The 12363-nt window shown below is 42.7% G+C and carries 10 protein-coding genes; 6 read left to right on the top strand and 4 right to left on the bottom strand.

The window, feature by feature from the left end; all coding sequences use genetic code 11:
• Positions 1-315: 315 nt before the first annotated feature.
• Both fadA and fadB read right to left on the bottom strand, forming a co-directional pair.
• The gene (gene fadA, locus FTV03_RS15470; protein WP_168379008.1) at positions 316-1488 is read right to left on the bottom strand and encodes an acetyl-CoA C-acyltransferase FadA; all 1173 of its coding nucleotides are present in this window, start codon (positions 1486-1488) and stop codon (positions 316-318) included.
• Between the two features lie 12 nt (positions 1489-1500).
• The gene (fadB, locus tag FTV03_RS15465) at positions 1501-3654 is read right to left on the bottom strand and encodes a fatty acid oxidation complex subunit alpha FadB (protein ID WP_078190473.1); all 2154 of its coding nucleotides are present in this window, start codon (positions 3652-3654) and stop codon (positions 1501-1503) included.
• A gap of 471 nt (positions 3655-4125) precedes the next feature.
• On the opposite strand from fadB, the gene lpxO reads away from it, so the two are divergent.
• Positions 4126-5040: a lipid A hydroxylase LpxO gene (gene lpxO / locus FTV03_RS15460; protein WP_078190472.1), complete on the top strand. Its 915-nt coding sequence runs from the start codon at positions 4126-4128 to the stop codon at positions 5038-5040.
• Positions 5041-5296: 256 nt separating this feature from the next.
• On the opposite strand, the gene FTV03_RS18050 is transcribed toward lpxO, so the two are convergent.
• Positions 5297-5422, bottom strand: coding sequence for a hypothetical protein (locus tag FTV03_RS18050; protein ID WP_257220820.1), 126 nt, complete (start codon positions 5420-5422; stop codon positions 5297-5299).
• Here FTV03_RS18050 and FTV03_RS15455 point away from each other — a divergent pair.
• Positions 5421-6503, top strand: coding sequence for a diguanylate cyclase domain-containing protein (locus tag FTV03_RS15455; protein WP_180042074.1), 1083 nt, complete (start codon positions 5421-5423; stop codon positions 6501-6503). The genes FTV03_RS18050 and FTV03_RS15455 overlap by 2 nt on opposite strands.
• Before the next feature lie 181 nt (positions 6504-6684).
• Positions 6685-7098, top strand: coding sequence for a PH domain-containing protein (locus FTV03_RS15450; protein ID WP_180042072.1), 414 nt, complete (start codon positions 6685-6687; stop codon positions 7096-7098).
• Positions 7099-7151: 53 nt separating this feature from the next.
• Here FTV03_RS15450 and FTV03_RS15445 read toward each other — a convergent pair whose 3' ends face one another.
• A complete protein-coding gene (locus FTV03_RS15445; RefSeq protein WP_180042070.1) occupies positions 7152-8198 on the bottom strand; it encodes an AAA family ATPase in 1047 nt (348 codons plus the stop codon).
• Between the two features lie 178 nt (positions 8199-8376).
• Here FTV03_RS15445 and uvrC point away from each other — a divergent pair, with 178 nt between their 5' ends.
• The 3 genes from uvrC (at position 8377) to pgsA (ending at position 11799) form a co-directional block, all read left to right on the top strand.
• Positions 8377-10176, top strand: a complete 1800-nt coding sequence (uvrC, locus tag FTV03_RS15440; protein ID WP_180042078.1) for an excinuclease ABC subunit UvrC — start codon at positions 8377-8379, stop codon at positions 10174-10176.
• A 136-nt stretch (positions 10177-10312) separates the two neighbouring features.
• Positions 10313-11107: a thioesterase family protein gene (locus FTV03_RS15435; protein ID WP_180042076.1), complete on the top strand. Its 795-nt coding sequence runs from the start codon at positions 10313-10315 to the stop codon at positions 11105-11107.
• 104 nt (positions 11108-11211) lie between these two features.
• Positions 11212-11799: a CDP-diacylglycerol--glycerol-3-phosphate 3-phosphatidyltransferase gene (gene pgsA, locus FTV03_RS15430; protein ID WP_078190467.1), complete on the top strand. Its 588-nt coding sequence runs from the start codon at positions 11212-11214 to the stop codon at positions 11797-11799.
• Positions 11800-12363: the final 564 nt, after the last annotated feature.

Raw genomic sequence — 12363 nt, 5'->3', positions numbered from 1 at the left:
ACTGGCAGGGCTTTCAATACTATTGAACACTCTTCAGTTGTTGTCAGAGTATTCGTCTGATGAGCTGAATGCGATTGCTCAGATCGCATTCAATTTATAAAAAATGTGTAGATACCTATGCCTTTTAAGGAGACTTGCGCAGAATACCGCTCAGGGAGAGGATTTATATGAAAAATTTCCCTCATCCTCTTGTGGCGCATGCTGCTCATCCCAGAGGGAGAAGGGGCTTCCAGTATGTATTCATGAGAGTTTAGTTAACAAATAAAAAACCCCGCACTAAGCGGGGTTTCTTTTATCTCAGTATTTAACTAAATATTAAACACGTTCGATAATGGTCGCGATACCTTGACCAAGACCGATACACATAGTCGCAAGACCGATTTGTGTATCTTGCTGTTCCATAACGTTCAGCAAAGTCGTTGTGATACGCGCACCAGAACAACCCAATGGGTGACCCAATGCAATCGCACCACCGTTCAAGTTCACACGGTCTTGTTGGTCATAAATGCCTAAGCCTTTAAGAACAGACAAACCTTGCGCAGCGAACGCTTCGTTCAATTCAAACGTTTGGATGTCTGCGATAGACAAGCCAGCACGTTTAAGCGCTTTTTGAGTTGCTGGTACAGGACCATAACCCATGATCGCAGCATCACAGCCTGCAACTGCCATAGAGCGAATCACAGCACGTGGCTTAAGACCTAAAGCTTGAGCACGTTCAGCAGACATCAGCAACATTGCAGAAGCACCGTCAGACAAAGCTGAAGATGTTGCAGCAGTTACCGTACCGCCTTTCGGATCGAATACTGGACGTAACGATTGGAATGCTTCAAGGTTTGCATCAGGACGAATCACTTCATCGATATCGCACAGGATTTTGAAACCATTTGCATCGTGACCTTCAACGCCCACGATTTCATTTTTGAAACGGCCTTCTTGTGTTGCAGCCCAAGCACGGCGGTGTGATTCAACACCAAACGCATCTTGTTCTTCACGCGAAATACCGTTCATACGACCTAACATTTCAGCCGTTAAGCCCATCATGTTAGACGCTTTTGCATAGTGCTTAGACGCTTCAGGGTTGATGTCGATGCCGTGCATCATGCCAACGTGACCCATGTGTTCTACACCACCAATGATGAAGATATCACCTTGGTTGGTTGCAATTTGCGCAGCCGCTGTGTGGATTGCTTGCATAGAAGAACCACAAAGACGGTTCACTGTTTGACCTGCAACAGTACGTGGTAGGTCTGCTAACAATGCAATATTACGACCAATGTTCATACCTTGCTCTAGGGTTTGGTTTACACAGCCCCAGATTACGTCTTCAACTTCATTGGTATCAAACTGGTTACGAGCAACAAGCGCGCGTACTAATTCAGCAGATAAGCTGTCAGCACGGACGTTACGGAACATACCATTTTTGGTTTTACCCATTGCTGAACGTACGCCATCAACGATGACAACGTCACGTGGATTTAAAGTAGCCATTCACGTTGCTCCTTAACCGTAGAATTTTTTGTTGTTAGCAGCCATGTCACGCAACATTTGTGGCGCTTCATAAGCCTTACCTAAATACGCATATTTGTCGCAAAGCGCTACGTATTCAGCGACACCTGTTTGGTCGATGTAACGGCATGGACCACCACGGAATGGAGGGAAACCTACACCCATGATCATCGCCATATCTGCTTCAGCAGCAGTCGCTACGATGTTGTCTTCTAGGCAACGAACAGTTTCGTTACAGAACGTCAGCATCATACGGTCAATGATTTCTTGAGCATCAAATTCACGTTTTTCCGCAGTTGCAACAGAAGCCACAAGTTCGTAAGCCACTGGATCAACCACTTTGGCTTTCTTACCTTTACGGTCAAGTTCGTATTTGTAGAAACCAACGTCGTTCTTTTGACCAAGACGTTTGTTTTCGTACATGGTTAAAGTTGCGCCTTTGTAGTCTGGCTTCATGCGGTCAGGGAAACCTTCCGCCATTACTTCCGCACCGTGTACGCCTGTGTCGATACCCACAACGTCGATGAGGTAAGCAGGACCCATTGGCCAGCCGAATTTTTCCATCACTTTATCAACTTGCTGGAAGTCAGCACCGTCTTTCAGTAGAAGGTCAAATGCACCGAAGTAAGGGAATAGTACGCGGTTTACCAAGAAGCCTGGGCAGTCGTTAACCACGATTGGTGTTTTACCCATTTTCTGAGCAAGAACCACAGTTGTCGCGATTGCTTCAGCAGATGTTTTCTCACCGCGGATCACTTCTACCAATGGCATCATGTGAACAGGGTTAAAGAAGTGCATACCTACGAAGTTTTCAGGACGTTGTAGGTTTTCAGCCAAACGTGTGATTGAAATTGTTGAAGTATTTGAAGCAATGATCGTATTGTCACGAACATTTTTCTCAGTTTCAGCAAGTACGATACCCTTAACTTTCGGGTTCTCTGTTACTGCCTCAATCACGATGTCCACTTCTTTGAATTCGTCATAGCTTAATGTAGGACGGATGCGAGCAAGAGTTTCACCCATTTGAGCAGGTTTCATCTTCTTACGTTCAACTTGTTTGGTCAGTAAGCCATTTGCTTCTTTCATACCTAAAGCAAGTTGTGGGTTACCAATGTCTTTCATGATGATTGGTGTGCCTTTGCTTGCCGCTTGGTAAGCAATACCACCACCCATGATACCCGCGCCTAATACAGCGGCTTGGTTGACAGGGTGCGCACCTTTTTCATATTTCTTCGAAGTTTTCTTCACAATTTGGTCGTTAAGGAATAAACCAATTAACGCACCTGCTTGTGGAGTTACAGCCGCTTTAGCAAAACCTTGCGCTTCGATTTTCAATGCTTCATCACGTGGAAGGCTTGCACCTGCTTGTAATGAGTCTAAAAGAAGTTTTGGCGCTGGGTATTGAGCAGGATTTGCTTTTGCAAGAACTGCACCTTTCGCTGTATTGAATGCCATCATTTGTTCAAGCATGTTCAATTTAACAGGATCTAATTTTTCTTGGCGTTTTGCTTTCCAGTCTACACGGCCAGCAATCGCTTGTTTCACAAGGTCAATTGCAGCGTCTTGTAGTTTGTCTGCAGCAACAACTGCATCAACAGCACCGTCTTTGAGCGCAGCAGCAGGCTTTTTCGGCGCAGCCATTGCCATCCATTCAACCGCATTGTCGATACCAATCACACGGCTTAAACGAACCGTACCACCAAAACCAGGGTAGATACCAAGTTTGATTTCTGGAAGGCCAACTTGTGCAGCTTCTGACATCACACGATAGTCACACACTAAGCACATTTCAAAACCGCCGCCCAATGCCATACCATTGATTGCAGCAACTTTAGGAACGTTTAGATCTTCAAACGCATTGAAGATGTCGTGAACAGGCAATGCCCAATCCACAATCGCTTGTTCGCCTTGAGCGAAGTTTTCACCGAATTCAGTGATATCTGCACCCACGATAAATGTAGATTTACCTGAAGTAACGATTAAACCTTTGATGTCACCGTTTGCTTTAACAGCGTCAATTGCAGCTTTAAAATCTTCAATTGTTGCGCGGTTAAATTTGTTGACCGACTCACCTTGTAAGTCAAAGCGGAATTCTGCAATTCCGTCCGAAAGCATTTGGACGGTAATGGCATTGCCAGCGTGGATCATGCCTGATCTCCTTTATTTTGGAGGACTTCTAAGTTGATGTTGTGAAGCGAGTACGCGGTTCCTGCGTACACTTTATGCCTCGCTAATCTTACGATAACTATATCTAAAAAGAACATAACAAGTTGTATCAAGCCGTGACGCTAGGGTCATCAAAATTTCTTTTGGAAATAGCCTTCGGATCTGCCTTTAAACGCTATCGCTCTGATTAAATATGTTGAAGCTTATGTTTCAGTTCACATTTTTTTATAAATGTAAGCTATAGATTGAGATGCGAAAGAAAAAATCAAGAAAAAAGCAAGTGTATTTTTCGGCAGAATGGTCAATTCACTTTTACTATTGTCATCCATCTTTGCTGAGACACAGTGTTCTATGCTGCTTATTTAAGCGTCACTGAGCACTATGCTATACTCGCCGCGTTCTCAAAAGTTAATTTTTTATTAAGCACAATGCTTATTAGCACCAGGTCCTCATATGATTAAGTGGATTATCCTGGCGGTCTTTGTCATTTCTGCGTTTTATATCCAGCAACGCGGTAAAGTCCGTCATTCATTTTATCGTCAGTTTTTTGATCATTCGACATTGCTCGCACCGATCAATTTTCTCATGTACATGTTTTCAAAAGTGCCGAGCCAACCCTATATTGACACGCAGCATTTTAAAGATTTAAAAGTCTTAGATGAAAACTGGGAAATGATTCGTGATGAAGCCAAGGCCTTATATGAAAAAGGGGGCATCAAAGCATCGAGTACTTATGATGACCTTGGATTTAACTCGTTCTTTAAAACAGGTTGGAAACGCTTTTATTTAAAATGGTATGACTCAGCCCATCCTTCGGCTGCTGAACTTTGCCCAAAAACTACGGCCTTGTTAAAAAATCTACCCACTATTAAAGCCGCGATGTTTACTGAGTTGGCGCCTGACAGTCGTTTAGTCCGTCATCGTGATCCCTATGCTGGTTCATTGCGTTATCACTTGGGCTTACTAACGCCGAATGATGACCGTTGTTTTATTGATGTCGATGGTCAGCGGTACTCATGGCGTGACGGCGAGAGTGTGGTGTTTGATGAAACCTATATTCACTATGCTGAAAATAAAACGGATCAGAACCGGATTATTTTCTTTGCAGACGTTGAACGGCCATTAAAGTCAAAGTGGATGGAAGCTTTTAACCATTGGTTTGGTAAAAATGTCATGACTGCTGCGAGTTCACCGAATGAAAGCGGTGATAAAACGGGTGGTTTAAATAAAGTATTTGGCTATGTCTATCAAATTCGTATAAAAGCCAAAGCCTTGAAAAAAACCAATCGTTCACTGTATTACTTTTTAAAGTGGTTCCTAATGTTGGGGCTGTTCTTCCTGATTTTTGTACGCCCATATTTATTTTAAAAGTAGAATAAATATTGAAAAAATGCGCCCTTAGGGGCGTTTTTTTATGCTGACAGTCAGCAAAATATCAGTTATCGTGCAAGCAGAATAAAAATAATTATGCAGAGCAAATCTGCAAAAAGCAGAAATAGTGTTAGCCAGAATAAGCTAGAACCAGAATAAGCCAGAAAAAGTGAGCCAATAGACGAGGAATATGATGTTGACGTCCGAACTTAAGCCCATGCAAAACCGTTGAGCTGAAAGAAAAGCGTCATCATCAATGATAGCCAAAACCCAAAGGTGAACGGTTGAAGCTTTGCATGCAGGCATGAAGACCTACTGCATAGAAACCCTGTTTAAACGCCTGAAGGGATTGATTTGGCGGGAAGGGGATCCGATTCATGAAAGCAACCAACCAAACATTGATGCATCAAATGCATATTTCGATGCAAGATATAGAACGACGTAAACAGTTGCTTGGCTTGACTGATTTAGAGCTGGCGGAATTGGCTTCGATTGGTGGGATTGTGGCGCCGATACTCGACAGTATGGTTGATGAATTTTATGAAAATCAGACCTCAATTCCAGAAATTGCCACTTTGATTGGTGATCTTGATACCTTGAAGCGTTTGCAACGCGCGCAGCACCAGTATTTATTGGACTTATTTTCCGGGCGCTATGACAGCGCTTATGTGAATAACCGTTTACGGATTGGTTTGGTTCATAAGCGCATAGGTGTAGAGCCGAAGTTGTATCTCTCTGCGGTGCATACCCTAAAGACCATGTTGTTTCGCTTAATTCAGCGAACCTTTAATGATACGGAACAATATCAGCGGATTATTAACACCTTGGAAAAGCTCTTTATGTTCGACACCACATTGGTGGTGGAAACTTATGTGTGGAGTTTGATTAATGAGGTGAAGATCTCCCGTGAAAAAATGGAACAGTATGCGCATGCGCTAGAGTTTCGTGCACAAGAAATGGAAGAACTTTCACAGCGCGATCCATTAACAGGACTCTTAAATGTCCGGCATTTATCGACCTTATTGACCAGTATTTTATATACAGCACAGCGTAATCATGAACCTGTGACAGTAGTGTTTATTGATATCAATGATTTTAAAAAGATCAATGATGAACAAGGTCATCCACGTGGAGATCAGGTACTACAAACGGTTGCTGCGGCCATAAAGTCGGTTGCACGTTTAGATGATCATTGCTTCCGTTATGGCGGAGACGAATTTTGTTTGGTCTTGCCGGGATGTAGTGAAAAGCATGTGGAAGGGAGTTTTATCCCGCGTTTATTAGAAGCGGTGGCTGAAATGGAAGCTGGCTTAAGTTTAAGTATTGGGCTGTGTCAAACAGACCATCAGCAAGGCTATATAGATGCCATGAGTTTGGTACAACAAGCCGATGCTAAAATGTATCAAGAGAAAAAGAATTATAAACGTTTGCAGGAACAACCCTTGCCGAAAGAAGCGTGATCCGAGCGTAAATAACGCCAAAAATAACAATAGATGACTAGCGACACTTGAGCGAAATGGATCTCCATATTCTTGAAAATAATGTGATAAATACGCTTATTTCCTGCAAAAATAAAAGCTGAAATAGCAGATGCATCCTGCAAAATCTTGTATAGAATAAAAGCAGTTGATGGGGGATAAGATGCAAGTTTTTCGTTCAAAAAAAGATTGGTGGGTGGTGGCATTTATTGTTTGTATGAGCGGTTTACTCATTCAATTATTACTCACCATGCAAGCCAAAGGTACGATGCAGCAATATCCTCTTCATACCGCGGTGTATATTTTAACGGTATTACTGCTGTGGTGGCCAATATTCAATACACGTTATCAAATTTCCGCTACAGAATTAAACGTCCGTAGCATGTTTCTACGTTGGCAAATTCCTTTGCAGGATATCCAACGCATCAGTGCAAGTCAGGATTTGTCTGCGGCACCTGCGCTTTCCATTAAACGTTTAAAAATTGAATATCTTCGAGATGGCAAAACCAAATTTGTCATGGTTTCACCGAAAGATCCGCAAGCTTTTGCTAAAGCGATTGGTGTTCCAATCCAATAAATATAAGAATGCTGAATAAAGGTATGTGAGCATGCCTTTTAAAGACCAGTGAATTATTTAATAATAACCAATTGTCCAAGTTGTGCATCTAGGTGTATTTTAGTTTGTTCGGGATGATTCAAAAAATACACCGCCACAATAGGTTCAAGTTCAACCCGTATTTTTCGTGCTAAATGTCGTGCGCCATAACGAATATCATGGTTCTGATAAAAATGTGCTTTGGCTGCATCTGTGAGTTTGATACTGCGTTTTTGATGTTGTAGGCGTTGATTAAGTTTTTCCAGTTCAATCTCCACCAAACGGGGCAAGGCATCATCTTGAACGGGTTGATATTGCAGTACACGGTCAATACGGTTAATAAATTCAGGGTCGAATTTACGTTGCATGACTTTTTCAATAATGCTGCTGACCGGCACGCGTTTGAGACAAACCTTCTGTATTTTTTCGGGTAAAAAATTTAACTTATCTAGATATTGCTGTGCCGCTTGTGCACCGACATTGCTGGTCATAAAGATCATACAATTACGAAAGTCGATGGTTTTTGTACCTGAGGTTAGGGTTAATTTTCCGCTATCCAGCACATTCATTAAGCCGCGAAGCACTTCGGTTGACGCTTTTTCCAGTTCATCAAAAAGCACGATGCCCGGTCGGGTATGACTACCTGCAATGGCAACTTCATCAAATAAACTATGGCCTTCTTTAGAACCGACATAGCCCGGAGGCGCGCCAGTAATGGCAGCCGCATAATGTTCCTGTGCGAGCGTGTTCATATCAATACGGCAAAAGGCATCAGGTCGGCCATAAATCACTTCACTGATTAAACGCACAGTTTCGGTTTTACCAACACCTGTCGGTCCAAGCATTAAGGTTACGGAGAGCGGTCGTTCAGGACTGGAAAAATCAGCCTTGACCACATGCAGCATTTTTTCAATTTCGTCTAATGCTGCTTCTTGTCCAATGATCCGTTGCTTTAGGTGTTGCATAACGTCATGCGGTTCAAAATGAAAACGCGGCTTACCCATCAAACGGTTTTTTTCAGCAGTGCTATGCGTCGAAGTTGTCGGGTGTACGACATGGATGGCGGGATTGGCGTTCGTCATGCATCATGTTCCTAAAGCGGGATGTTTTGAGCATAGCAAATTTAGAATTTTGCATTAATAGCTTTTAACAATCAGATCATTGCTATGAGCAACAATAAATTTGCGGGATTGCTTGAAAATGCAGATAAAAGCATCACATCATGTCAAAGAGCAATATCGAAGACGGAACAAGGCAAAAGTGAACGAAAACGCACGCGAACATATTGAAAAAATTCTGGCTAATATGACGACTCTACCCGGTGTTTACCGCATGCTGGGTAAAGACGGTGAGTTGCTGTATGTGGGTAAAGCAAAGAATTTAAAAAATCGTGTGTCGAGCTATTTTGTTAAAACCATTGAACATCCGAAAACACAGGCCTTAGTGGCACGAATCTACGACATTGAAACCTTGGTGGTGCGTTCTGAAACCGAAGCTTTATTGCTCGAACAAAACCTGATTAAGCTGCATCGTCCGCCCTATAACATCATGCTGCGTGACGACAAATCCTATGTCTATATTTTTATTTCAGCCGATAAACCCTATCCACGAATTGCCGCAGGGCGAGGCAAAGCGAAGCATCAGGCCGGTAAGTTTTTCGGGCCTTATCCGAGTGCTTATAACGCGCGTGATACTTTGGTGGTGCTGCAAAAACTGTTTAATGTGCGTCAGTGTGAAAATAGCTATTTTTCACAGCGCAAACGACCATGCCTGCAATACCAAATTAAACGTTGTTCCGCGCCTTGTGTGGGGTTGATCTCACCCGAAGATTATAAAGAAGATGTCAATAACTCGATTCGTTTCTTACAAGGCGACACCAAAGAGCTCAATCAAGAGTTAATTGGAAAAATGGAAGCTGCTGCCGAAGCTTTGGAGTTTGAAAAGGCGGTGTTTTATCGTGATCGTATGGCACTGCTGCGTGATGTACAAACCCAGCAAGCGATTTATAAAGTCAAAGGTGAGGCCGATATCATTGCCATTGCTTATCAAGCCGGTGTGACCTGTGTGCAGATTATGCATGTGCGCAATGGTAAAATGCTCGGCGGAAAGAGTTATTTTCCTGACATGTTGGGCGATGATTTGGGGCAAATGCTCTCAGATTTTATTGCCAATTTTTACTTTCAGGTGGCAGACGAAATCCCTGCGGAACTCATCATTAATGTCGATATTCCAGATCGTAAAGACATGGAAGATGCGTTGTACCAACACTTTGAAAAGCGGATTCAAATCAAACATAAAGTGCGTGAAACCCGTGCAGAGTGGCAAGAATTGGCACAGATGAATGTACAACATGCGATTAAAGGTAAATTGGCTGATCATTTTGAATTGAATGAGCGCTTTCATCAGTTAGAGCAAGTCGTTGGGCGGCCGATTGACAGTATTGAGTGTTTTGATATTTCTCATACCATGGGGGAGGCAACCATCGCGTCTTGTGTGGTCTTTGATGCGGGCGGCGCAAGAAAGCGTGACTATCGCCAATTTTCCATCAATGATATTACCGAAGGCGATGATTATGCTGCCATGCGTCAAGCGCTGACCCGCCGCTATAAAAAGCATATGCTGCCCGATTTGCTATTAATTGACGGGGGTAAAGGTCAATTACACATGGCGATGGAAGTCATGCAAGAACTTGAGCTCGATGCCTTTATGGTCGGGGTGTCCAAAGGTGAGGGGCGTAAACCGGGTCTGGAAACCTTGCACTTTACCGATGGTGAAAAAATCCAATTGCCCGAAGACCATAAAGCCCTGCATTTGATTCAACAGGTTCGTGATGAAGCCCACCGCTTTGCCATTACCAAACACCGAGCGAAAAGAGATAAAAAGCGCGGCTCATCGGTACTTGAGGTGATTCCGGGCTTAGGGCCAAAACGTCGTCGGGATCTGTTGACCCATTTTGGTGGCATTCAGGGGGTACTCAAAGCTTCGGAAAATGATTTAAAACTTGTACCGGGATTAGGCGATGTGATGGCGCGTACCATTTATAAAATTCTGCATGAATAGAGTGAACTAGCCCCAATCGATGACGCGTCAAGTCTGAATTTGCCAAAATGCTCATTGACGCATGAGTCACTGATCATTCACATCATTTAATTTTTATACAATGATATAAAAATCAAAAATATGATCAGGGATGATGATGTCACTCGCACAGTTGTATCAACATATTGAACACAATGAATGGGTTGAGATTCCAGAAGGATGGTTGCAAGGACGTACGATCTATGGCGGCTTAGTGGCTGGCATGATGATGCGCAAAGCTGTTGCCACCATTGCAGATCCGCAGCGACGTTTACTCAGTTGTAATGTGACCTTTGTTGGGCCAGTACAATTGGCGTCCGTGCGTTTAAGTGCGGAAATTTTAAGACAGGGTAAATCCGTCACCACCATCGAAGTTCGAATTTGGCAAGATGATGCTGTACAAAGCATTTTATTGGCGAGCTTTGGTGTTCCACGTGAATCAAGCATTGCCGTCAATCAGGAGCGTCAAGCACCCGATTTTCCTGAAGTGAGCAGCTTAAAGATTGCCGAACATCATCCACTTGCACCCCAGTGCTTTCAGCAAATGGATTTGGCCTGGGTAGATGGGCAGTATCCGTGTACAGCAAGCAAAAAGCCTGACTTTAGTGGTTGGATGCGTTTTAATCCAGAACGCCACGATAACCGTAAGATGACCGTAGCTGATTTACTGGTCTCGATGGATATGTGGCCGCCCGGTGTACTGCCTATGTACAAAACCATGGCGCCTGCGAGTTCTTTAACGTGGACATTGACCTATGTACATCCCTTGCAATCAAACTTACATAATTGGTTTAAATATAAAGTATTTACCGACTATGCAGCGGATGGATACGCCACGGAATATGCGCATTTATGGGATGAAAATAACCAGTTGATAGCGATTGCGCGACAGACTGTTACGGTGTTTGCCTAGTGACACTGAGGGGTATTTCGTATAAAGTGAGTGCAACTAACGATGGATAAATCCTCAAATTATTTTGCATTTTCATCGTGCATGAGGGGAAAACTGGGGTGTCTATGACAACAGGTCGAATCCTGAATATTCCTAATATTTTAACATTGGCACGAATTGCTTTAATTCCTGTGTTTTTGTTGGTGGCGTACTGGCCACCTGCAATGGGCGTGGGTGAGCATGCTGCAAGCATGTCACGACATATATTGCTGACTGCTATTTTTGTGATCGCAGCTGTCACTGACTGGTTTGATGGCTACCTTGCAAGAAGTTTAAATCAGACTTCAGCATTTGGACGTTTTCTCGATCCTGTTGCAGATAAACTGATGGTCGCAACTGCGTTGATCGTCTTGGTGCAATGGCAACCGACCATTTCGATGGCCTTTGCAGCGATTGTAATTATTTCACGTGAAATCACGGTGTCTGCCCTACGTGAGTGGATGGCTGAATTAGGCGCGCGTACCAGTGTTGCGGTTTCAACCGTTGGTAAATATAAAACAGCATTTCAGATGATTGCGATTTCAGTGTTCTTGCTAAATTGGCAACCCCTAGAAATGTTGGCGTATGGATTGCTCTATACAGCCGTAGTTTTAACGTTATGGTCGATGTTTATTTATTTAAAAGCCGCATGGCCGTATTTAAAGCAACCTTGATTTAAAGGTAGTTATTAAAAGCTCCGTGATCGGGGCTTTTTTATTGCCGAGTTTTTAGAAAAAATTGAGGGTTTGACTAGTTTGAACAGCGCTTCATTTGATTAGAGCTTGAAGTTAAATGTGAGACGTTAGTGCAAATTTTGGATAAAAAAATTCCCAGATTTTGGGGGAAATCTGGGAAGGAAAATCGGGGTTACTTATCGCTATTATGGAAGATGTTTCCATCTCCTTGATTGCTATTATAGGAAAGCAGATTTAGAAATACATGGAGTTTATTGTAGTGTAATGTTGTGTTTTATTGAGAAATGTATCACAAATTTACATTCAGAATTTTTGATACAAATTGGCCAATAACTTTGGTAGGTTTTGTTTGGATTTAAACGATAAAAGTCGATATATGTAATGGAAAAAATACAATTAACATTATTTAAATAATAATAGGACTTACGCATTGACTGATTCAAAAAAGTATTAAAATACTTTATAAAGTATCTGTGATCAGACGAATTAAACATGCTTCTACAGCAACTTGTACATTACCCATTTATATGGGCTTTCTCATGA

This window comes from Acinetobacter sp. YH12218, assembly GCF_013417925.1.
Classification (GTDB): domain Bacteria; phylum Pseudomonadota; class Gammaproteobacteria; order Pseudomonadales; family Moraxellaceae; genus Acinetobacter; species Acinetobacter amyesii.
Note: the sequence above shows the minus strand (reverse complement) of the source record. Positions and strands in the feature narration are given on the sequence as shown.